The organism is Rothia sp. CCM 9418, from assembly GCF_048512825.1.
Taxonomy (GTDB): domain Bacteria; phylum Actinomycetota; class Actinomycetes; order Actinomycetales; family Micrococcaceae; genus Rothia.
On the sequence record NZ_JBLXXX010000001.1, the window covers coordinates 505875 to 528935 of the forward strand.

Genomic DNA, 23061 nt, shown 5'->3' on the forward strand with positions numbered 1-23061 from the left:
TTGCTCCCAGTGTGTGCAATGGAAATGAGGGGTGTTCTCTGTGAATCGTTACTCAGTGTAACAGTTCATTTCCCTCATATACCGCTAGTTACAGGCAGTGATTCGATAGAGAATAGCATTACCTTGACGGTGAACTTCAGAGAGTATTCCCGAGTTCTTGAGATTCTCAAATCCTTGATAACGATGCGTATGGTCGTCACCGTTAACTTCTTGTTTTCCGAAGTCAAGATAGTAATTCATTCTATCTTTTTTAATAATACGGCACACTTTCGGGTCATCTTTAGCCTGATTGAGGTGTTCTTGTATGTATTTAACCTCAGGCTCTTCAACATAAATGGTGTGATAAGCGGTAACTTTTCGATCTGCTAAAGCATAGGCTAAAGCAGAGCCTGTATAGGGTTGCACAATAATTTCGTTATCTGCTGGAACATAGTCGTCCAAGGTTTTAAGAATTTCTATTTCATCAGTCGTCAGCAGTCGAGAATCGTGAGTAGGCGCGTAGAACCAGAAACTATCTTCAATCTGACGGGTAAGAGCTTGAGCAGTTTGCCCGCCATAAATAACAGCACATAGAACTACTGCTGTCGATACGATACGAGCTTGAGATTCTAGAGTTTCTTTCCGTCGTGACGTGTTCTTTATAGCGTTTTCTAGAACGTGTATCAATTTAGACCATAGAACACTCTGGTAGAAGTTCTGTGTCATGTATTGAATACCCCATACAGCAATGGGGATCACGACAATAGGCAAGAGTGCTGCTAACCGGTAAGAGTCGTGATACCAGATGCCAACAACCCAGTAACGGTCTTGGTCCCAGGGGAGAGATCGTGCAGCACTATAGAAAAATGCGACAAAAGACCACGACAGAAGAAGCCACAGATTCCGGTCTTTGCGGCGCAACAGCGCGTAGATTCCTACGAGAAATATAATCGTGATAAACCATTGAGGGATGTTATTAATCTCGGCGTTCGTTAAGGCTTCTCCATAACCTTGAGCTTGACTAATATGAGGGCCCCAGATTTCTCCAGCTTCTTTAGAGGGACGCACAATCCCCCACAGGATATTAACGACCGCAAGAACAGCGCCTAAAGATGCCATTTGCACGCAGAAAACCCATCTGCTCAGTGCACCCTTCGATAAACAAATTATTTGCAAAACCATCCGCACAAGTACTAATGGCAACGCAATCACAAAGAGTGACATAATCGCGTTTGGGTGTGATAGTGCAATTCCTAACGCACAGAAAATGCCTAATAGCAGGCTCTGAGCGGTGTTCAGCAGACGTATTCCTGTAATACGCAGTATTTGAATAATTAGAGCAAGACCCGAAGGAATAAGAGCTATTCCCAGAAGATTGGGGTAGAGCACACCAAAATTTAGGAGTAATACAGGGTACGCGGTAAAAGCTGCACCAAGAGCACCAACACTCATGACCGCTGCAGCGTTAAAACGATATATGCTCCTCATGAGCATCACGAGGTTCAGTGGCCAGATAATTGCACAAGTCACCAATGCCATCGTATTAGTTGCGATGGGTATGGTTGTTCCAGAAAGCTGGAAAATCAGTGAGACAACATCGTGCCATGCAGCAGGGTAGAAAAATACGTCACCGTCTCCAGAAGTCATCCCCGCAATAGATAGAGACGACCCGTTCTGGGTTTGTTCTATATAGCGAATAGCGTTCAGGTGAAAGTTATTATCAAAAGTTTGCGAAATCCATTCGGGACGCCCAATAGCATTTTTAGTATTCCGCAGAAGTAATAGCGCCCCTATCAGGAAGCTACCCCAATAGAGCGCTTGTTCTTTACTAATCCACCGTTGCAGTGTAAGTGCTGGCGCTGTAATCCCAGCACCTTTGGTTATAGTCAAAGCTCGTTTGCTTCGCACTGTTGCAGGGAAGTCTTCGCATCGAAGATAGCGGATAAGAGCATAGATAACGCCAAGGGTAAAAGCTACCAGCAAGGAAAAGCCTAAGGGAATACCAACGTTCCAAGGCAGTCCTATAAGCGGCGCAATCATTGCGCTAATGGTAATGAGTGCAATCGAGACAGAAGGCGCGATAGCTATCGCATCGATACCACGAAGACGCAGTGCAGAGGTAACAAAAAGACCTGGTAGCAGAATAAGCGCTATTCCTATGAGAAATGGCACTGCAGTAACCAGCCAGACCATAGTTTGCATTCTCCTTGCTGTGCGTTATTAATGAGCTGTTTATACAGCCTACAATATGCATTCTGTTCGTTATTGCGGAAAAGACAAAAGCCTTAGATTCTGAGGCAAAACACACTGTTTTCTCGTGTTATTTGCGAGTTCTTTCTCGAAAAGCAGGTGGTTTATCGGAGGTATGACCGCTATCGTTAGAAGCGATATGCGTTACCACACTTTATTTTAGGTTTAGGAGTTTATTCTGATGTCTTATACCGTAGGTCATTATCTGCTTGATCGACTAGTCGAATTGGGTATCACCGATATCTTTGGTGTTCCAGGAGATTTCAATTTACATTTTCTGGATCATGTCCTTGAACACGAAAAACTTTCGTGGGTTGGTAACGCTAATGAACTTAACGCTGGGTACGCTGCCGACGGGTATGCTCGCGTACGTGGTTTAGGTGTTTTATGCACCACCTACGGTGTTGGGGAGTTATCTGCCATTAATGCGACGGCTGGCTCTTATGCCGAGAATGTTCCCGTTATTCATATTGTTGGAGCGCCGGGCACAACGGCTCAGCAACAGCATGGACGTATGCACCACACCTTGGGCGATGGGGATTTTAACCATTTTGTGCGCATGGCTAGAGAAGTGAATTATTCGGTAGCTGTTCTAGATAGAGCGACTGCAACGAGCGATATTGATCGTGTTTTACGCGAAGCTATCGTTCACCGTAAGCCTGGTTATCTCATGGTTCCTGTGGATGTTGCTCGTGTTCCAGCAAGCGCTCCCAGTACCCCTCTTGATGTGAATTTGCGTCTTTCTGATCCTGAGGTTGAAGATCAGTTCCGTCATGCAGTGAGAGATTTTATACGTGGCAAGAAGACTGCTGTTCTTGCCGATATTATGACAGAGCGTCTTGGTGCAGTCAGTGAGCTTAACGCTCTTGTAACCTCCACAGGATTCCCTTTTGCGTCTATTCTGTGGGGTAAGGCAATGATTGATGAGACGTTGCCGAATTATGCTGGCATTTACATTGGTGCGTTGTCTGACGAGAATACTCGTCGTGTTGTTGAGGAAGCTGAGGTTCTCATCTGTTCGGGTGTGGAATTTACCGATATGACTTCAGCGCATTTTTCTCAGCAAATTGACTCTTCTCGGGTGATTGATTTAGGTGCGCAGGGAGCGACTGTTGCTGGTGCTGTATTTGCCCCGCTAACTATTGCTGATGCTTTGAATATTATTCGTGAAGTTGCTACGGAGGTTGGTGCTTTACCAGCAGATTTTTCGTCGATTCTTGCCTCTGATAGTTCGGTGGAGGTAAATTCTGAGCCTTTGACTCAGCACCAGTTATGGTCTCTTCTTCCTCAGCATTTGGACACAAAGAACACTGTGGTTGTTGATATGGGCACGTCGTTCTTCGGTATGGCTCATCAGAAGTTTCCTGAAGATTCTCGTTTTATTGGCATGCCATTGTGGGGCTCTATTGGCTATTCGATTCCTGCATTATTAGGTGCGGCGATGGCTGACCGTGATTCGCGAGGTGTTCTTCTCGTCGGTGATGGTTCTGCTCAGTTAACGATTCAGGAGTTGGGAACTATTATTCGTGAGAATCTTAATCCTGTTATCTTCGTTGTCAATAATGAGGGTTATACGATTGAGCGTTCTATTCATGGGCCAGAGGCTCAATATAACGATATTACTGCTTATAACTGGCAGAAGATTCCAGAAGGTTTTGGGGCAACGGAAGAGAATTCCATCATTTTGAAGGCGACGACCTCTGAGGAGATTGTTCACGCATGTACGGTGGCACGCGAGGTTCGAGATCGATTAGTTTTTGTTGAGGTTGTGACCGATAAGAATGATATGCCTCAGTTATTGAGAGACTTTGGCGCACTCGTTGAAGAAATGCATAAAAAGGCATAAACACTAATCAAATACATTATTTTTCTTGTATACAGTTCAGGCCCGCTATCTGTGCGCAGATAGCAGGCCTGAACCGTTAAGAGAGTGTTCCTGAGTGAAACCTTGTTTTCTGCCGTTGCAGATATGCGGTTTTAGTATGTAATTACAAAAAAATTTAGGATGGATACTTCTCTAGACAATTCATACGACGCACTAGCAATATGACGTTACACCCTCGTCATATTCGTCATAGAACGCCCTCATTTACACAAAACGACATAACCTCGCGCATTCTGCTTTGTGCCTTTAGGCTTACCCGTATCACCTTGCAGCCGCAAAAGAAAGATTGATAGCCATGAGCACACAGTTAGCACCTACATCGCACGTATTTTCTTCAAAGACTCCAGCAGAACTTTTTTGTGAGTGTTTTGGAGCTCAGGCAGCAGCAGTTGCCATCATTACGGCACAAGATCAGCAGGGGTTTCCAGCTGGGCTGACTATTTCTTCTCTTTCTTCGGTGTCAGCAACACCTCCTGTTGTTGCTTTTTCTTTTCAGAATAGAACCGGTTCTGCAGCTAGAATCGTCGATTCGGAGTCCTTTCTCATTCATTTAGTTAGTGGGGAGAATGTTGAGGTTGCGAAGAAATTTGCAACCAGCAGATACCCCAAGTTTGAGGATAGAACAACGTGGGACACTCTCCCCACGGGTGAACCTCTTTTGCAGGGGTTTAACCGTGTTCTAAGAGTGAAACCTCTTCAGAAAATTGAAGCAGACCCAGCGGTTGTTTTAACTGCAACCGTCACAGATTTTATTCGTCATGACACTACAACAATGACGCCGGTGGTGTATCACGCCCGTAAGTTCCACCGCTTAGGCGACTTTTACGAAATATAGTCCTGCCTCGCACACATATTTTCAGAGAAGTTTAGAAAACTATTTCTGAATTCCTTTTAGACTGGATATACACAGACCACCAATTGATTGAGGACTCATGATGTCAACACTTCCCGATTCGTTGCCTTGGATTCAAAAAGTTATTGCGATTCCTACGATTTCTGAAACTTCTAATGCCGTCCTTTTAGAGCTCATTGCGCAAGAATTTCTCAAATACGGTTATACCCCGTGGTATACCTATAGCGATGATGGCGAGCGCGCCAATATGTATGTCACGATTCCTGCAGCAGATGGAACGTGCCAAGGTGGTGTTGTTCTTAGCGCTCATACCGATGTGGTTCCTGTTCAAGGACAGCGTTGGGATACTGACCCGTTCTGCGCGACGGTAGTAGGCGATCGCCTTTATGGTCGTGGTGTTGCTGATATGAAGTCTTTTATCGGGGTAGCGTTGTGGCTTCTTGAACGGATTGATCAGCAACGTTTAGTGAAGCCTTTACATTTTGCGTTCTCGTATGACGAGGAAATTGGGTGTTTGGGTGCCCCTCGTATGATTGCGGAGCTTGCAGAACGTGGTGTTCGCCCTGAGTATGCGGTAGTTGGTGAGCCGTCTTCAATGCAGGTTATTGTGGCGCATAAGTCGGCTCATCGTGGTCGTGCTACTTTTCATGGCATCGCTAAACATGCATCGTTGGCTCCTCATGGGGTCAATGCTGTTGCTTCGGCCGCCGAGTTCATTGTGTTTATTGAGCAGTTGGCGCAGCAGTGGCTCGAAGATGGGCCTTTTGACGAGGGTTTTGTGACTCCGACTTCTACTGCGGGTGCAAATTTTGTGCAGGGTGGTTTGCAGTACAACATTGTGGGAGAGAACGTTGTGGTGGAATATGATTTCCGCACGATTCCTGCAACGAACCGTGAAGAAGTTATTGCATCGGTTGAGGATAAACTTTTCAATGATATTCTTCCGAGGATGATACAAAAAGCCCAGCGTGCAGAACGTCTATCGGGTGTGCCAGAAGGTTCTTTGTCGTCTCAGGTTTCGGTGAATCATGAGTTGATTGCAGCGGTTCCGGGGCTAGATACCCCAGAGGATCATCCACTGGTTTCTTTAGGGTTTGAGTGGGTTGGTCAAGAGTATGACGATCATACTGATTTAGTTCGTGTTACGTATGGTACGGAAGCTGGTCAGTTTCAGCAGGCTGGTATTAGCGCTGTCATTATTGGTCCGGGTGATATTGCTCAGGCTCATACTCCTAATGAGTGGATTGATCTTTCGCAAATTCGTTTGTGTGAGCAGTTTATGCTTCGTGTTGTGCAGTATTCTTCGCGCCCAGTTGAGTAGGTTGTTTGGTGTAGACCTTGTCCGTTTAGTTTTTGGTTGGTTGTTGGTGTGTGGCACGCCGGAGTAGTTCGATAATGGACCATCCAATCATGGTTCCGATGGTGTTGGTTAGCAGGTCTTCTGCATCGAAGGTGCGGTATGCGCAAGGATAGTATCCCCAGATGCCAGTTAGTTGTGTGAGTTCTATGAGCATTGATAGCCCGAAGCTTGCGAAGAGTGTTGTTTTCCACGTTGTTTTTGCAAGGAGTGCGAGGAAGATACCGGCTGGTAAGAAAAGTGCGACGTTGAGGATAAGTCCTTTGATGTAGCTGCTGGTGAGTATTGCTCCTATTCCCATGGAGGAGAAATCACGAATGGCAAATTGTAGGCTCCATCCGAGGATGAATCGTGGGTAGTAGGGGTTCTCAAAGCAAATGTGGGTATATTCTTCGGGGTTTGGTAGGGGCAGCATTGTGACTGCAATGACGCCACAAAGATAGAGCAGGATGATGGGTGTGTAGAGAAACCATCGTAGGCTAAAGGTTATTTTTTTCATGCTCCATAGTGTTAGAAGGATGATGCTGATGATGGCATAGGAGACACCCCATAGGCAGAAGGCTTGTTCTATGGCAAGGAAGTGTACAGCGAGCATGGTTGAGTTAGCCTCGTGGTGTTAGGTTTGGGGTTTCGTTGTATCTGTGAGGTGTTGTTGTGTGGTGTCGTTAAAAGGTAGCAAGTTTTTTGTGGTGATGTTAGCTGGTGATGGTAAATCCCAGTGCCGCGCAGGTTAGTGCTAGTAAGGGTTGGATGAGGAGAAGGAAGTAGACGGCGTGGTGTTGTTTGATTTGTAGGTGAGTTACGACTTCAACCATTGCGCTGGAGAATGTGGTAAATCCTCCGAGGAATCCCGCACCAATAATGGTGATGATCCATGTGTCGGTGATGGTTTGTGATGCAATGGTTCCGGCTAATAGTCCGAGGAAGAAAGATCCTATGATGTTGATGATGAACGTGCCCAGAGGGATATGTTTTTTCCATAGTTTTTTGACGAATTGGTCGCAGGTGAAACGTGCCCAAGCGCCGGTTCCGCCGGCAATGAAGATGCCGATTATAAGTGCATAGTTCATGAGATTTTTCTTATTGGTTTGAGGTTTTTGTGCGGTATTGAGTTCCGGCGTACGAGCCGAGGTGGGTTCCGAACCAGCAACAGAGGAGTCCGAGGGTGAGTGTTGCCCCTATGCTGAGGGCGAAGCCTCCCCAGAGATTTTGTTGTGCTAGTTTGATGGTTTCTACGGAGAATGAGGAGTATGTGGTGAATCCTCCCATGAGTCCGGTGCCGATGAGTAGGCGTAGGGCTTGACGGTGCTCGTTATCTTCCCCTGAGGCGGAGAGGAAGCTGAGGAAGAAGCCTAGTAGGAATGCTCCGATGAGGTTGATAATCCATACTTGGGTTGCGGTGTCTACGGCTAATATGACGCTCAGTAGCCAACGTAGTGTTGCGCCAGTTCCGCCACCTAAGAAGACGAGTAGGCCTTGTGGAATGTCCGATAGTTTCACGGTATCTAATGTCCTTTATTTTTCTTCAAAGAAAAACTGTATCTGCGCTAAGTCTTTTAGCTCGGTGCATATTGTGCCAGTTCGTGCAAATTCCGCCCAGATGGTGCGGAGCGCTTTTCCTTGTTGAGTTCTTTCGTAGTGGTGCATTCCAGCAAGCATTTTAGAATTTTCCCAGGCGGGGTTGTCAAAGAGGAGTGAAAGTTCTGATCCATGTGATGAGCGTAGACGGTGCAATGGGTGACCAACTTTTAGGGTATACCGCGTTGCTTTTCCGCCTGCTTGTTGGTGTCTTTGAGCAAAGGTTTTTGCTGGTTTTTCGTAAATATCGTAGGTGGTTTTTTTGATGATTTTTTCGAGGAGTTGTAAATTGCTGATAGAGGAGAGGTACTGTGTGGCGGGTGTAAAGTAGGCGGCTTCTCGTTCGTTATTTCCAAGGAGTACTTGTACGTGGGGTGCAGCTTTTTTCCATGCTTGTTCTACGTGTTCTGGGGATGGTAGTGGATAGTACCCATATTGTGTTCCAAATGGCATCATCGAAGGATATAAGCCGAATTTAAGGGGGTTGAGGCTTATCATTTTCCAGGAGAGTTCAGCGTAGGTTTCAGCTGGATCGTCTTCTGGGATGTGTGCAATTTTTTTGAGCATTGCTGCTGGCATTTTTTCTTTATGGTTGACCATGTCTAAAGGTGCACTTTGTGCAATAACACGGTGGAGTAGTCCTTCTTCGATGACGTTTTCGGTAATCATCAGTTGTGTTGCAAGGTCTGCTCCTGCTGATTGCCCGAAGACGGTGATATTGTTGGGGTCTCCTCCGAAGGCGCTAATGTTTTCTTTGACCCATCGAAGTGCTTCTCTGACGTCGAGGAGTCCTAGGTTAGCTGGTCTTTGTGGTGTTCCTCCGAGGAATCCTAGTATTCCTAGCCTGTAGGTTACGGTGACGACGATGAGGTTTTGTTCTGTGACGAGTTTGTGTGCGTTGTATCGTTTTCCGTCTCCTGAGCCGACGACGTATGAGCCTCCGTGGAGGTAAACCATGACGGGTTTTTTGGGGTCTTTTATTGTGGCTGGGGCAAGGACGGACAGGTTTTGGCAGTCTTCACTGATAAGTGTTGATTGTCGGATGTCTGCTTGTGTTCCGCGGAGTTTTTGTGGTGCGGCTGGGGCTGGGCGGTCTGCTGTGTACGGTTGTTCAAAGGCGTCTAAACGTACGGGGTATGGTGCTTTGAATCGTTTGGCTCGAGCGTAGGGGATTCCGCATGCTTTGATGGTGTTCTCATCTTCTATGGCGTGGATGGTTCCGGCTGGAGTGTTGATGAGTTTCATGGGGTGTCTTTCTGAGGTTTTGAAGGAGTTTTACCTGCTCTTTTTAGTGTAGTTTGTTGGAGCGGTGTTCGGTGGTGCACTGTGTTGGTGTTGTATCAGCATGGTTATCTGCTTTATCGTCAGATATTTTTGTTATCTGGTTTATATATAAATGGGACTTATCTTTTTATTGATATGACCTCTAGGTGGTCAATAACTGTTCAGAAAAGTTGAACAACAAGCTATTGACTAGGAAATATAATGCATTAGTAAGCTCTGCTACACTAAAGGTTTATCTGACTATGTTACCCGTGGGTACTGCACTAAAAAATTATCTAATAACACTTGCATCATTGCTCAATAAATAGGTATAGTTATTGTGTTGTCAACTATATTGCACCCGAAAGGGTGCACCCGCGAGACTGATTCGTACTAATGCAAACTCGAGATGCGTACGTTTCATTTAGACTGGCTCGTGTCGGCGGTTGTGGTTCCCCCCGGCACGAGTCTTTCTATATCTTCGACCACCTTTTATCACAAAGAAAAGCTCCCTCGAGCCCAAAACTTCCAGGGATGATAGCGGTCAAACCCCCTCTTCATCGATATATCACCTAAAATAGAGAAGACATGTACGCTTCATAGGTGCTTTAGTTAAGGAGGGCATTGTGCGGATTTCTCGAATCTATAACAACAATGTTGCCCTCGCTATGAATCATTCCGGAGTAGAGACTGTCGTTATTGGCAGAGGTTTAGCTTTTGGTAAACGCAAAGGCGATCTCCTTGACCCCACCAAGGTTGAACAAACTTTTGTTCCTGAGCAGAGTACATCTGACGAGAGGCTTACATGGTCTCTTTCAGAGATTCCTTCAGAGATTCTTGCTCTTGCCACCGAATTAGAGGCTTCTGTTCGCGAGAATAGCGATATATCCCTTTCCCATTCTTTTATTATCCCGTTGGCAGATCACCTTAACTTTGCGATCATCCGAGCAAGGGAAGGCATTGATGCTGATTACCCACTAACTCTTGAAGTGACCCAGTTATATCCTCAAGAAGTGGAATTCGGAAAGAAAGCAATTGCATTAGTAGAAGAACGTTTAGGTGTAACGCTAGCTGATGCAGAAGCCATTCCTTTAGCGTTACATCTGGTCAATTCTCAATTAACGACAGCGGATATGTCTACAACATTCCGCATGACTGAAATTTTTTCCCAAATTTTTGATGTGATTTCCTCCGCATACGGACAAAAAATTGATCAATCTTCTATGAGCGTTGTCCGTTTTATCACTCATTTAAGATATCTTTTTGTTCGTTCTCAACAAGGTAAATATCCCTTACAACAAGATCCAACAACTCCAGCTATTTTTGAAGCAGTCAAGACAAGTTATCCTCAAGCTTTCTCGTGCGCAAAAAAAGTCCGTCTACTACTTGAAATGCAATTAGACCAAGAGTTAACGGATGACGAGTTAACCTACTTGACTATTCATATTGCTCGTTTAGCAAAAGATTTAACCCTTGATAGTTAGTAATTATCTAAACGGCCTTAGTGGAATTTAGAATAAACAACTTTCCTGTTTTATCAATAGAGAAGTTCTTAAGAAGTCAATAGCAACACTATTCTCTTCAGACGAAACCCATAGAACGTAAAGATTCCTATCAGCTTTAACGACTAATATCTTAATATTATTTGTATTTTTACGCTCTTGACTAGGTAAATCTATATAATCGAAGACGTAGATATCAGACTTAACTGGAAATTACCGCTTGGTAATGAGAAAATTTTTCTTTGCATATAATGTAACTGTTAAGAGATTATTTACTATAAACTATATGTAGCTTGTGGACTTGATATTTTGTCATGGATATCCAGTAATGGATTTTCTGAACAACATATCATCGAAACCTACAAAATATATTTCCCCAACCCACTTCCCCAACGAAGGGTACACTCCATACTGCTATGAATACTGCCCATCCACTTACCGAACAGGAAATTACACTTCTCTGGAAGCTATTTTCACAAACACACAGCACCATTACCCAATACCTTGATAAAGGCCTTCGAGCGCACACCAAAATGAAGCTCGACGACTTCCAGGTGCTTGCAGTACTCGCAGAAGGGTACAAGAAAGACAAAGAGCCACCAGTGGTGCGCATGGGCAAGTTGTCCTCAACACTCGTCCTTTCCCCTTCTCGCCTCACCTACCAGGTTGGTCGTCTCATTGACATCGGCTGGGTTGAACGCATCAACGTCGAACAAGACCGCCGAGGAAAAGGTGTCTACCTAACACCCCAAGGATATAAACAATTCCGAGCAGCACGCACCGTGCACACTGACCTTATTCAAAACCTACTACGCAACACCGACTCAAACGAAATCGTTGCGATGTCTACTCTCATGAAGAGAATCCTCAACGACATCATCTAAGTAGTGATAATGCAAAGAAATAAAAAATGCGGTGGCCCTCCCCTTAACACGGAGGGTCACCGCATTTTTTATGACATGTGCTCGTATCTTACGAGCGACCAGAAGCACGTGCAGAACGAGACGCTTCTAACCGCTGAACATGATGCAAATAATCTCGATTAGCTAAAACAACTAAAGCCATCGCGTTAAGAGCAAGTCCAACAGCAAAAACAATCCACCCGATAATCATCATGTCAGTACTAGCTAGCACCGCACCAACAATAAGCGCACCAACCGACATAAGATACGCCGGAGAACGTAAAAACTTTGTATTCATACCGGTTCTTTACCTTCTAGTTTCGTGGTCGAGCAGAACGCGTACGAAAAATCTTCTCTTGTTCTTTTTCAGTATTTTTCTCTACCGTGGGTTGAGCCTCTGTATCAGGTTCAGGCTCAGAATCTTCTGTCTGAGTAATAGCTTTTTTCTCGTCACCACGAGAATCCGAAACAACAGAACTAATCAAGCTAGGAAGATCTTTACCTTTAGCCCCTTGGAGAGAAACCATCACGGAAAATACGTTAAGAACGAGGGCCGCCAGTAACAGTAACCATCCTAGAGCCGTTACTACTACCGAGCTTGAACCAATCATCAACGCTCCCACGAAAATACCTGCTAATGAGGTTAGGAATGCTGGAGAAAAATCTTTTAAATTCATGGTTATTGAATCAATTCCTTGAGTAAGTCTTTGCGTCGCTCATAAAGGAGCTTTATACAGGTTCATAAGCTATCTTATGCAATAAGTCTAGTTCATATTTCTTCTCGTTCTAAGTCCTAAAGACTGATAGCATCATCAAAGTTTTCCCGATGACGGTGTTTATCAAGAAGATAATACTGATAACGCCGTCTGAGCAACTTTACTATTAGCTTCTTGCCCCTGCTGTTGCTCTGCGAAACCGGTTGTCATTACGGATAGAGCATATGTTTTCCCATGATGAAGCACATCGCCCGTAGAATTAATGAACCAAATGCCAGCATCATCAGCAATCCATCCGTTCTTGCAAAGTACGCGTTGAGCACCGGGGTTTTGAGTGAGGGCACCAACACCCCACCCCTGCGATGACGGGTCAGCTCCTTCCATAGCAGTACGAAGGACGCGCATATCAGATGAAGCCACCCAATCAAGTCCCTCATAGACCGCTCGCGCAATTTTGAGGTGGTCTCCAGCTGTTGTGAGGTTATTCCCCCAACCACCACCGTCTCGAGTCTGAGAAACACCCAGCTTTTGATAGGTGAGATTAAGTTGTTCAGAGCGTTCCTGCTCGTTTTCACCTAATCCGGCGTAGAGCAAAACTGTCGAATTATTATCGCTATAACCGATACTTGATTTCACTAAAGATACGGTATGACGCCCCAAAGATTTTCCATGCTCATACGCAATACGCATTCGAGCCAAGGCAATAGGAACCTTCACCGTGCTCGCTTCATAACCACGATATGACGGGTTATAGTAAAAAGTTTCTTGCGTATCATAACGGTGCAGAGCCAGAGAAAAATTACGAGGGGAAGAAAACTCTGGTAGCCCACGTAGAGAATCAGCTAATTGACGGTAAGCACCAGAAACTTTAAGCGGATTATTCTGTCGATCAAACAATTCCACGGCAACATGATTCTCATCTTTTTCTTGTTCAGACGAAGAACCACAAGCGTTAAGAGTTAGACCTAGACCACCTAGACTACATAATGTCAGTGCTGAACGTCGAGAAATAATAGCTCTATTCACCCTCTCATGATGTGCTGGTGCATCGTATAAGACGTTATGCCCCAGTCTATGTGAGAAAAGAGCAAAAATACTCTATTTTTCTCACCGTATCATCAGAAAACCATCAGGCATTAGGTGCAATATCCGTACCAACACCACGTTTTCTTGTAATTACAGGAGAAAACTCAACATGGTGTCCAGAATCTTGAACAGTTTCAGCTGAAGCATGCGAGCTTCCACAAGCTCCAGCAGAAGAACAACCACCGCAGGCACTTGCAGAACCACTAGTTCCGCAGGGGGTCGCAGCCGGCATATTCTCTTGAGGTAGAGCATTATGAGCACGTAGATATTCTTCGTGTTCTGCCACAAGATCTCGATCTTCAGCACCAAGAACGACAAACCCCCCATCCCGAATCATTTTTAAGTCATCTAAAGCAGACTGACCCACAGAGGTCAAATAATCACCGAGGAATAAGGAATTAACGACGTGTAATGCTGTAGCTTGAAGCGAGCGCAGGTGCATCTCGCGACCTCCAGCCATACGAAGTTCTTTTTCAGGGTTGACCATGCGAACTGTTGCAAGGATACGCAAACATCTCATGGGCGTGAGTTCCCACGTGCCAGCTAAGGGAGTTCCGTCAAAAGGCATCAGGAAGTTTACGGGGATAGAGTCCCCTTCAAGGTCTTTAAGGGCAAAAATTGCGTCGACAAGTTGTTCGTCGCTTTCTCCCATTCCCACAATGAGACCCGAACAGGCAGATAGTCCAGCCTCCTGAGCTGAGTGCACTGTGTTGACGCGGTCTTCATAAGTGTGGGTTGTACAAATATCTTTATAGTGGTCTTCACTAGTGTTGAGATTGTGGTTGTAAGCGTCAACACCAGCTTGTTGTAGACGTTCTGCTTGTCCTTCTTTGAGAATTCCAAGACAGGCGCATACTTCCACCTCGGGATGTTCCTCTTTCAGGCTTTCTACCATTCCGGCAACTCGTTCAACGTCTCGGTTGGTTGGCCCTTTACCGGAAGCAACCATGCATACACGAGATGCCCCTCCAGCAATACCGTGCCCTGCCTGTTTGACGGCTTCGTCGGGTTTGATCCAGGTGTATTTGAGAATGTCAGCTTCTGAACCTAGTCGCTGAGAGCAATAGGTGCAGTCTTCTGGGCACAGACCAGATTTGAGGTTGACGAGGTAATTGATTTTGACTGTATTAGAAAAATAGTGGCGACGTAATTGACCGGCAGCTTCTACCAGGGTGAAGGTAGAAAAGTCTTCTGCGGTGAGCATGGCTAAGGCTTCTTCGCGGGTAGCAGGTTGCCCACCGTTGAGAATGCGTTGAGAAATCTCTAGAAAGTTGGTCGTCATAAACTCATCTAACTGTTTTTTTGAACGGTGTTCAATTCAAAACGCGCCAATACCCCTGAAGTTCTCCAGAAAATCTCAGGAAGAGTGCATTTAAAGATGCCTGTATCACAGGTTATTAGCCACAACCGCCTGAACCGCACCCACAGTTACCACCGCAACCGCCACTGGTACCGCCGTCCTCCCCCAAAAGAACCTCAGCGTAGGAGCGAGCGTCAGAATCTCCTTGAGACTCAAAGAACGCGATGTGTTCTTCAATGATGTCTCGCCCTTGAATATTAGAGATTTCTAAACGCGCATTACGAATAGAAACGAGGTCTTCAAAAACGCTCAAGGAAGCATTTTCTTGGTCATATTCCATCGCAAGAGTATCTAGCACATGCAAACCTAAAGATTGTAAAGACTGCAGTCGCTGAACTCTCTGTTGTCTCAAGAAAAGACTATGCGAACCGATTAATAGACGAAGAGCAACAAGAACGCCAACAGCTCGCATCGGACTAAGTGTCTGAGCCGCATCGGATACCTTGTGAACTGGTAAAAAGTCGAGAACCAGCTGGCCAGATCGTCCGTGAGTAAGCGACTCTAATTCATCAGCAGCGTTCATAAGCTTCAGCGCTAATGTTTGGTCATCCTCTGCATCTGCGACGGTTACAACCACTTGCGGAATATCAGAAAGAGGTGCTGCACCGAGTAAATTAGCGATCGTTATTTCACGACCAAAAAACTCCGTACGTTGCTGTGCAGCTAATTCGACAAGAGCAAACTTTGCACCTGGGCCAGAGCTCAAAATATCAACAACATCATTAATAGTCAGAGGCTCTTTACGAGAAACACGTGCTTTGAGTTCAGAGAAGTTCAGTGTCATATTTCCATTCAACCCCATTGTTTATCTATTTTTTTGTTCTCTGAACCGTTTTACAATAATGTGGTGGCTCTATCACGTGAAAAAATTTTGGACACTGCATTCTCCGTTCTCAACCAATACGGTTTAGCGGATCTTTCTATGCGTAGATTAGCCACTGAGTTAAACGTCGCACCAGGTTCTTTGTACTATCACATTCGAAATAAACAAGAGCTTCTTGCGTCTTTGGCATCAAGAATGCTCTCTAATATCCGCTGCGTTGGAGACAGTGTAGATACTGCGCTTTCTCATAGCGCTCAAGAACTTTACACACATATTATTTCTATACCCGAAGGTGCTGAAGTCATCCGTTTAGCCTTAGCTCTCCACCCCGAAGACTTGCCTTTTCTCTGCCATCTAGCAGACCTCTTCACACAGCTCAGAGAAGACATATCAGGCATGATTGCCGCAAAATCTTTAGTACATCTTTGTCTCAGCCTCATTGAAGAAGAACAAACAACAGCTGTCCTTGAAGCACGAAAGGCGATGCTGACGCCCCCTTCTTCTTATCAAACAAGTATTCAAGCACTCATTCGCGGGTGGTTAGCAACAGAATAATCACTCCTCTGAAAAGTAGATCATCCCAAAATATATTCTTCTCCATCAAATTCAGAGCATGAGCACAACATAATCAGAGGGAATACACCGTGAGAAAATATCGTTATATTCTCGAATATGCCACCTCACCACATATGAGGTGTAGAGGTTACAACTACAGGAAAGAAGACATATCATTATGAGCAATTTTGCTCAACCACGATGGAAAGATCTTCCTCATCATCAAGAACAAGTACTGCATGTGAAAAATGCGTTCAAAGAAAAATATGGAGTCTATCCTGATGGTGTCTGGTCTGCCCCTGGACGACTTAACCTACTAGGGGAATATATTGATTTCTTGGGTGGCTCATGCTTACCGATGCCTCTTCCCTACCGCACCTATATTGCAGGAAAGCTCAGAACCGACGGCGTGCTTCGTGCAGAATCTCTACAGATGCCCGCTGACGAAAGAACTGTTGTCATTCGAGATATTCAACCAGGCAACCTCAAAGGGTGGTTCACATATGTTGCAGGTGTTGCCTGGTCCATGAATCAGGAAGGGGGCAAAGATATTGTTTTACCTAAAAATTTTGGTGCAGATTTGCTCATTGACTCTCATGTTCCTGTTGGCGGCGGACTCTCATCTTCTGCAGCTTTAGAATGCTCAACAATTTTAGCTCTCCTCGACCTTTCGTGCCCTCTACGTGAAGATTGTGACGAGAGCGAACCGCTGCCTTCTGATCGCGGACCAGGCAATGACGCTTTGCGTTCCCGCCTAGCTCAAGTATGCATCCGCGCAGAAAATGATGTAGCGGGAGCTCGTACGGGAGGTTTAGATCAGACAACCTCATTACGGTCGAAGCCTCATAGGGCTCTAGCTATTGATTTTCGAGATTTCTCCATTGAACCTCTAGAAGCAGATGTTGAGTCAGCAGGGTTAGGTTTCCTCGTCATCAACACCAATACTCCACACGAACTCTCCGGCGGAGAATTCGCAGTCCGTCGAGCAGCAGCAGAAGCCTGCGCACAGGCTCTAGGTTTGGACTATCTTCGCAATGCTCTCCCTGAGGATTTGTCCTGTTCTCAATTAGATGAGCATCAGGCGAAGCTTTGGCGTTTATCTATGGTTGATACAACGACGGTTCGTGCTCTTGACGCTTTTGAGGGAACTGAGCAACCGCCACAATTTCCTCGTGGTTGGGTTAGACATACTTTTCACGACATGTGCCTTGTAGAACGAGCAACATTCCTTCTTCGGAATATGTCAGATGAAACCCCTCATGCATGGAGTGAACTAGGGCATCTTTTCACAGAATCTTTTATTTCCATGAGGGATGAGCTGAGGGTTTCACGACCAGAGATTGACCTTGCAGTAAACGTCTGTCTTGAAAATGGAGCATTAGGCGCTCGCATGGTTGGAGGAGGTTTTGGTGGTGCGGTCATGGCGCTTATTGATCGACAGAAGATTCCTGATGCCGCAAGGAGTGTGGCGCAAGCTTATACTCGCTGTGGTTACGCCTCCCCTGAGTTTTTACCGATGGTTGCAGGATTCCCCGCAGATAAAGATATCTAGAAATTATTGAGATATAGCTATCCCCTAGTAAATATGCCTCAAATGGAATATTTACTAGGGGATAGCTATATCAAGGACACCAACTACGACACATGAACAACAGGTCGTCTCATAATCTGTTTTTCAGCTCGCCGTAATACCTCATGCGTTGTTGAGGCAACTTGACCTTGTCCAAAGAAAATAAACGCCAAGTAGTTCTTCATCGGAGAACCCGCAGCCCAGTCAAGATACACATGCGGAACATTACCGGTCATATCACGGATTTCTAATGTCAAAGCAGCAATGTTATTAGGGATAGAAGCTCCAGAAGCGCAGAGGATACGCTGGTCGCCTACTTCAACACCATGCACCGTTAACTCAGATTTAAACTGGCTAGGATCCATCACTGCAATTTCCATAAAGAGCACATTCTTATCTCTACCGATATGATGCCCCCATTCTTCACGTTCTCGCTTTTCAAGATAATCAGCAAGGTTGAAGTTATCAGGACGGTGAGCAATAAGGTGTATGGGCTCATCTGTTTTTTCGAGAATAAATTCAAGAGCCTTTTTATCAAATTTAACGTGGTCAATACGAAGCTCGTATGAGCGCATCGCACGAGAAATAAGTGACACAACGACTATTGCCACAATGAAAGTGCTAGCAATACGAATACCTTCTGGGCGTTCAATAATGTTAGCAACGGTTGTGTAGACAAAGATGAGAGTGATCAACGAATAGAAAATAACGGAATAAGGTTCTCGATGACGGCGAGCGCTCAGAGTTACCGCAATAGCGGCACTTGTCATGAGCACCAAAACGCCAGTAGCATAAGCTCCACCTTGGGCGTTAACATCTGCCTTATAGATGATGGTGATGATGAATGCTGTAATCGTGAAGACAATAACTAAAGGACGTGAAGCGCGCGCCCATTCTGGGGCCATACCGTATCGAGGCAAATAGCGTGGCACGAGGTTTAATAAACCACTCATTGCTGAAGCCCCTGCAAACCAGAGAATGAGGATGGTGGCAATATCGTAGATTGTTCCAAATCCTTCCCCGTACATTTCATGGGCTAAGTAGGCTAAAGCTCGACCGTTGGCGTGACCGCCTTCTTGAAATTCTGCCTGCGGAATAAGCAATGTTGTGACAAAGCTTGAGGTAATCAATAACGTGCTCATTGTTAACGCTGCAGTGGTGAGTAGCTTGCGAGTCGCAATAACACGGTGTTTAGTTTGTTCGGCAGTATTTTTTCCTTCAGCCTTAATTTGGGGCATAACGACGACCCCTGTTTCAAAACCACTCATACCCAGCGCTATTTTAGGGAAGACAAGAGCGATAAGGGCAAAAGCTAACCATGGGTTTGAATGGTTTCTTAGTAATGCTTCCGACCAGTTATTGAGGTATTCGGGGTGTTCAAAGATACGAATCATTGAACCGGCAATGACTACCACGTTTACAGAGAGAAAGAAGATAACGAGTCCGACTGCGATACCGATAGCTTCTTTGAAGCCGCGGAGGAATACTGCACCGAGTAGGCCGAGGAAGAAAAGGGTAATCAGGATATGTTGTCCGTTGAGAAAAGATGGGACGTAAGGATTAGCTTCGACGTGTTCAGCAGCATCGGCTGCTGATAGTGTCATCGTAATCATGAAGTCTGTAGTCGTAAATCCGAGAAGGATGAGGACAACAATTTTTGCATTCCATCGTGAAAGGAGTCTTTCTAGCATGACGATAGATCCGGCGCCATTTGAAGATTCTGCAGCTACACGGCGGTAGATAGGCAGTGCACCAAAGAGCGTGACAAAGACAAGAAGTATTGTCACGAGAGGGCTTAATAGTCCTGCTGCAAGTGCTGCAATAGCTGGTTGGTATCCCAAGGTCGAAAAGTAGTCAACGCCGGAGAGGCACATGACTTTCCACCAAGAATGGCCTTCATGTTGTGGACGTTTTCTACCGTGTGGGCCTTGGAGGTTGCCTTTGAGTTCTTGCCCATTATCTAAGAGCCATGTACGAGATATATGGCGAACTTTTTGTGTGATAGTTGATGTCGCCTCTGGTTCAGGATCGCTATTGTGTGTTCGTTGAGCGATACTGCGCTGTTTATTTTTGAGCGTAGACCCCATCAGGGGGACCTTTCTAGGAACGCACTATTGTGCGTAATCATGAATAAGACTCTGGCGAGTATACTCCTGTTTTTCGATGCAATGTACTCAGTACCATTATTTTTTAGTTCATGCTGGTCAGAAACGTCATTTTTAGTTATTTTGATACTTGTTTTTACCTATAATGGTGGTTCTTCGGCATGCCAATGTTCTTTTGAGGTTTTGAGCTGGTGGTTCAGCTTGCGGTATCACCTAGATTTAGAGATATGCTGTTGAATCCTTAATCTGTTGATATAGAAAATTTTGATGAAAAGCTTTTATTTATGATTCTGCACCAACTATTCTAGTTATGAGCATTATTCTGATGCTTCGAGTAGATACTCCAAGAGTTCTTCTCGTCTTTGATATGAAAGGATAGTTCCGTGGGTTTCGATCTTGATGGAATGAAAGACAAAATCACCGAAGGCGTCGAAAGCGTCAAAGATGTTGTCAACGAAAAAATTGGTAAAGACGTTGTCAACGAAGATATTGTCAACCAAGCAAAAGAGAAAATCAGCGAAGGCATTGAAGCTGTAACCGAAAAATTTGGCAAGTAAGTTTTTCGCCGGACGCTCCATCTTTTCGATGGGGCGTTTGATTTTTAAGACTATTTTCACGATAGAATGCAGCAGAATTAGTCTTTTTTAGTTTCCCCGAAAAAAAATTTTATTTTCTGCGTGACATTTTTGTGGGTTGTTTCGTCTTACTAGTGAGAGGTTGCAAGTTTGCTTCCTCGAAAGACCTCATATCTATGAAGGAGGCTCTTATGAGCATCGGAGATAAAATTCAGAACGGCGTTGAAGACGCTACCGGTAAGGCAAAAGAAGCTGCTGGCAAAGTAACTGACGATTCTCAGCTAGAAGCAGAGGGTAAAGTTGATCAGCTCAAGTCCACTGTTAAAGACGGTGTAGAGAAGGTCAAGGACGCTGCTGGCGACATTATTGATTCCTTCAAGAAGTAATTTATTCTTTTAGAAGCTGTGGGCGGTACCGATTTTTCGGTATCGTCCACAGTTTTTTGTGTCATCATACTTCCAGTAGCAGGGAGTTTTTCTGTGTTACCTCGTATCAGTATTTTTAGAAGAAAGAAGTTTGCCATGCCAAACCGTCAGCAATCAACGTTTGTTCAGGCCCAGCAGGCTCTTGAGCAGGGTTCTGTTGTTATTTTTTGGAGGCCGGGGTGCCCTTTTTGTGAGCGCCTTGACGCTGGTTTAGGTGACGATGGCGATAGCGCCGTATGGGTCAATATTTGGGAAGATTCTGAGGCTGAAGAATTTGTTAAATCGGTCAATCAGGGAAATGCCGTTGTTCCAACAGTTTCGACAGCTCAAGAGTCTTTTGTTGCTTCGGCATCTGATGCTTCTGAGGTTGTACGTGCTCTCATCAAGAAGGCATCTGTTTAGGAGTCTTCATATTGTGTGATTTTTTGTAATTCCAAAAAATCCACAGATATCAAACCCAGAGTTATCCACAACAGTGGATAACTCTGGGGAAAATAGTTACACCCCTGTAATTACGCGAAAGTAGCTTCTTGGATCCATCACGTTTTCCACAGAATAACATTCTAGGAATTACACACCTGTAGTTATTAACAATGTGGACAAAGTATGTGGATAACTACTCAGTGTGTCTCTTTCACTGGAGTAGATACCCCTTCTTCTCAAATACTTGATTGCCCCTGTTGGGATAATTTTTGCAATACCCATGTCATTGCAGCACCTGTTAGCATTCCTCCAAGATGAGCTTCCCAAGAAATACCGGGAAAGAAGAAACTATAGGCCATGTTGATAACAATCAGGATCAGAATAGGGGAAGAATTTTCGCCCCGAAGACGAGTCATCACCCAAAATGCGCCGAAGAGACCAAAAACTCCCCCAGAAGCACCGATAGTCGTTACAGACGGATCAGAACTCAACATACTAGCTATAGACACCGCAATAGATCCGCCAATAATAGAACATAGGTAAAGAGCTATAAATTTTATTTTTCCCAAGCGAATTTCTAGTTCGCGGCCAAAAAGCCATAGAGAAAACATATTGAGCGCCAGATGAGAGATATTCCCTTGGCTATGCAAAAAACCACTTGTGAGAAAACGCCACCATTGATGTGTTTCAAGAACATAGTTCCAGTTAAAAGCAAAAGCATTAAACACAAAATACCCGGGGATTAATAGCTGAGCGCCATAAACCAGTGTTGTTAGCACTATTAACAGGTAGGTAATCACAGGAGAATCTTGTTGTGTTAACATTCTCCTCATCTTGCGAGAAGCTGTCCCATCAGGATGACAAGAACGACATAAGATACCGACTTCTACGGGAATCTGACAATCACCACATGTAGGTTTTTGGCATTGTTTGCACCGTGCATATGCCATCTTGTCAGAGTGTTGAGAGCAGGTCGGAAATGAAGGAGTCGATGATTCTCCGTGTAGAGGTGGTTGATAGTTCATCTGGCGTACTTTTCTCTGAGTTATGCTGTGGTGATGCAATAAGAGCCCGACCGGGGTATGTACCGGACGGGCTCTTACCTAATATTAATCAGGTTTAGAGTTCTTCAATATCGATAGAAGAAATAACAACGTCTTCGACGGGACGATCCATATTTCCGGTTTTAACGCCTTCAATAGCGTCTACAACCTTCTGAGATGCTTCGTCTGCGACTTCACCAAAAATGGTGTGACGGCCGTTGAGCCAAGGGGTCTCTACAGTCGTGATGAAGAACTGTGAACCATTGGTGCCGGGGCCAGCATTTGCCATAGCGAGAAGATATGGCTTATTGAAGGAAAGTTCAGGATGAATCTCATCTTTGAACTGGTAGCCAGGACCGCCAATTCCTTGACCGAGGGGGTCTCCACCTTGAATCATGAAATCACGAATAATACGGTGGAAGATGACGTCTTTGTAGAGGGGACCTTCTTGTGGTTCACCGGTGTGAGGGTGTGTCCACTGTTGGGTGCCATCGGAAAGACCAATGAAGTTTTTGACAGTGATAGGTGCATGGTTGCCGAAGAGATTGACGACAATATCACCGTGGTTGGTATGAATAGTTGCTTTAGCAGTTGCGTTAGTCATAGTCTCTATTTTCGCATGTTCTGTCATAGTCCGCTAGCCTCTAGGACACTTATGCACTTAGCGAAAGTCTTTGAGATATGTTGATAGAACTTTAGCGAGAAGTGAAACATGGGGGTTTTTGCGAGCTAAACCTCTGTTTTAAGAAAATAGTACGTAAGCTAGGTATTAATCATAATTTTCCGTAGGGCACTTGGTTCTATGGTGTAA

The 23061-nt window shown here is 45.0% G+C and carries 23 protein-coding genes; 10 read left to right on the forward strand and 13 right to left on the reverse strand.

Annotated features, from left to right (window positions below; all coding sequences use genetic code 11):
- Positions 1-84 precede the first annotated feature (84 nt).
- Entirely contained in the window at positions 85-2172 is a 2088-nt protein-coding gene (locus ACN083_RS02395) for a DUF6541 family protein (protein WP_419101228.1), read from the reverse strand.
- A gap of 238 nt (positions 2173-2410) precedes the next feature.
- Here ACN083_RS02395 and ACN083_RS02400 point away from each other — a divergent pair, with 238 nt between their 5' ends.
- From ACN083_RS02400 to ACN083_RS02410, 3 genes are all read left to right on the forward strand, one after another.
- The gene (locus ACN083_RS02400) at positions 2411-4075 is read left to right on the forward strand and encodes an alpha-keto acid decarboxylase family protein (protein WP_419101229.1); all 1665 of its coding nucleotides are present in this window, start codon (positions 2411-2413) and stop codon (positions 4073-4075) included.
- A 334-nt stretch (positions 4076-4409) separates the two neighbouring features.
- Positions 4410-4949, forward strand: a complete 540-nt coding sequence (locus ACN083_RS02405; RefSeq protein ID WP_419101230.1) for a flavin reductase family protein — start codon at positions 4410-4412, stop codon at positions 4947-4949.
- Between the two features lie 97 nt (positions 4950-5046).
- Positions 5047-6288 carry an acetylornithine deacetylase gene (locus tag ACN083_RS02410; RefSeq protein ID WP_419101231.1) on the forward strand — a complete coding sequence of 414 codons (1242 nt, stop codon included), beginning with the start codon at positions 5047-5049 and terminating at the stop codon, positions 6286-6288.
- 25 nt (positions 6289-6313) lie between these two features.
- Here ACN083_RS02410 and ACN083_RS02415 read toward each other — a convergent pair whose 3' ends face one another.
- From ACN083_RS02415 to ACN083_RS02430, 4 genes are all read right to left on the reverse strand, one after another.
- On the reverse strand, positions 6314-6919 hold the full coding sequence (locus ACN083_RS02415; RefSeq protein WP_419101232.1) for a VanZ family protein: 606 nt from the start codon (positions 6917-6919) through the stop codon (positions 6314-6316).
- A 100-nt stretch (positions 6920-7019) separates the two neighbouring features.
- On the reverse strand, positions 7020-7394 hold the full coding sequence (locus tag ACN083_RS02420; protein ID WP_419101233.1) for a fluoride efflux transporter FluC: 375 nt from the start codon (positions 7392-7394) through the stop codon (positions 7020-7022).
- A 10-nt stretch (positions 7395-7404) separates the two neighbouring features.
- Positions 7405-7824: a fluoride efflux transporter FluC gene (locus tag ACN083_RS02425; protein WP_419101234.1), complete on the reverse strand. Its 420-nt coding sequence runs from the start codon at positions 7822-7824 to the stop codon at positions 7405-7407.
- Between the two features lie 15 nt (positions 7825-7839).
- Complete coding sequence (locus tag ACN083_RS02430; RefSeq protein WP_419101235.1) at positions 7840-9147, reverse strand: carboxylesterase family protein; 1308 nt, start codon at positions 9145-9147, stop codon at positions 7840-7842.
- A 644-nt stretch (positions 9148-9791) separates the two neighbouring features.
- Here ACN083_RS02430 and ACN083_RS02435 point away from each other — a divergent pair.
- Both ACN083_RS02435 and ACN083_RS02440 read left to right on the forward strand, forming a co-directional pair.
- Positions 9792-10649: a PRD domain-containing protein gene (locus ACN083_RS02435; protein WP_419101236.1), complete on the forward strand. Its 858-nt coding sequence runs from the start codon at positions 9792-9794 to the stop codon at positions 10647-10649.
- A gap of 434 nt (positions 10650-11083) precedes the next feature.
- Positions 11084-11551 carry a MarR family winged helix-turn-helix transcriptional regulator gene (locus tag ACN083_RS02440; protein ID WP_419101237.1) on the forward strand — a complete coding sequence of 156 codons (468 nt, stop codon included), beginning with the start codon at positions 11084-11086 and terminating at the stop codon, positions 11549-11551.
- Between the two features lie 88 nt (positions 11552-11639).
- Here the strand turns inward: ACN083_RS02440 and ACN083_RS02445 are convergent, their stop codons facing one another.
- From ACN083_RS02445 to ACN083_RS02465, 5 genes are all read right to left on the reverse strand, one after another.
- Positions 11640-11867 carry a hypothetical protein gene (locus ACN083_RS02445; RefSeq protein ID WP_419101238.1) on the reverse strand — a complete coding sequence of 76 codons (228 nt, stop codon included), beginning with the start codon at positions 11865-11867 and terminating at the stop codon, positions 11640-11642.
- A gap of 16 nt (positions 11868-11883) precedes the next feature.
- Positions 11884-12246, reverse strand: a complete 363-nt coding sequence (locus ACN083_RS02450) for a hypothetical protein (protein WP_419101239.1) — start codon at positions 12244-12246, stop codon at positions 11884-11886.
- Between the two features lie 162 nt (positions 12247-12408).
- Positions 12409-13311, reverse strand: a complete 903-nt coding sequence (locus tag ACN083_RS02455) for a serine hydrolase (RefSeq protein WP_419101240.1) — start codon at positions 13309-13311, stop codon at positions 12409-12411.
- 103 nt (positions 13312-13414) lie between these two features.
- Positions 13415-14653: a biotin synthase BioB gene (bioB, locus tag ACN083_RS02460; RefSeq protein ID WP_419101241.1), complete on the reverse strand. Its 1239-nt coding sequence runs from the start codon at positions 14651-14653 to the stop codon at positions 13415-13417.
- A gap of 115 nt (positions 14654-14768) precedes the next feature.
- Positions 14769-15515, reverse strand: a complete 747-nt coding sequence (locus ACN083_RS02465; protein ID WP_419101242.1) for a hypothetical protein — start codon at positions 15513-15515, stop codon at positions 14769-14771.
- Positions 15516-15578: 63 nt separating this feature from the next.
- On the opposite strand from ACN083_RS02465, the gene ACN083_RS02470 reads away from it, so the two are divergent.
- Both ACN083_RS02470 and ACN083_RS02475 read left to right on the forward strand, forming a co-directional pair.
- Positions 15579-16109 (forward strand): TetR/AcrR family transcriptional regulator, encoded by a 531-nt coding sequence (locus ACN083_RS02470; protein WP_419101243.1) that lies wholly within the window; start codon positions 15579-15581, stop codon positions 16107-16109.
- A 178-nt stretch (positions 16110-16287) separates the two neighbouring features.
- Positions 16288-17661, forward strand: coding sequence for a galactokinase (locus ACN083_RS02475; protein WP_419101244.1), 1374 nt, complete (start codon positions 16288-16290; stop codon positions 17659-17661).
- Positions 17662-17744: 83 nt separating this feature from the next.
- On the opposite strand, the gene ACN083_RS02480 is transcribed toward ACN083_RS02475, so the two are convergent.
- Positions 17745-19766, reverse strand: a complete 2022-nt coding sequence (locus tag ACN083_RS02480) for an amino acid transporter (protein ID WP_419101245.1) — start codon at positions 19764-19766, stop codon at positions 17745-17747.
- 401 nt (positions 19767-20167) lie between these two features.
- Between ACN083_RS02480 and ACN083_RS02485 the strand changes: the two genes are divergently transcribed.
- From ACN083_RS02485 to ACN083_RS02495, 3 genes are all read left to right on the forward strand, one after another.
- Positions 20168-20341 carry a ribosome recycling factor gene (locus ACN083_RS02485; protein WP_419101246.1) on the forward strand — a complete coding sequence of 58 codons (174 nt, stop codon included), beginning with the start codon at positions 20168-20170 and terminating at the stop codon, positions 20339-20341.
- A gap of 209 nt (positions 20342-20550) precedes the next feature.
- Positions 20551-20745: a CsbD family protein gene (locus ACN083_RS02490; RefSeq protein ID WP_419101247.1), complete on the forward strand. Its 195-nt coding sequence runs from the start codon at positions 20551-20553 to the stop codon at positions 20743-20745.
- 135 nt (positions 20746-20880) lie between these two features.
- Entirely contained in the window at positions 20881-21186 is a 306-nt protein-coding gene (locus tag ACN083_RS02495) for a glutaredoxin domain-containing protein (protein WP_419101248.1), read from the forward strand.
- A 257-nt stretch (positions 21187-21443) separates the two neighbouring features.
- On the opposite strand, the gene ACN083_RS02500 is transcribed toward ACN083_RS02495, so the two are convergent.
- Together ACN083_RS02500 and ACN083_RS02505 are read right to left on the reverse strand one after the other, a co-directional pair.
- The gene (locus tag ACN083_RS02500) at positions 21444-22031 is read right to left on the reverse strand and encodes a rhomboid family intramembrane serine protease (protein WP_419101249.1); all 588 of its coding nucleotides are present in this window, start codon (positions 22029-22031) and stop codon (positions 21444-21446) included.
- A 295-nt stretch (positions 22032-22326) separates the two neighbouring features.
- On the reverse strand, positions 22327-22854 hold the full coding sequence (locus tag ACN083_RS02505; protein ID WP_419101250.1) for a peptidylprolyl isomerase: 528 nt from the start codon (positions 22852-22854) through the stop codon (positions 22327-22329).
- Between the last annotated feature and the right edge of the window lie 207 nt (positions 22855-23061).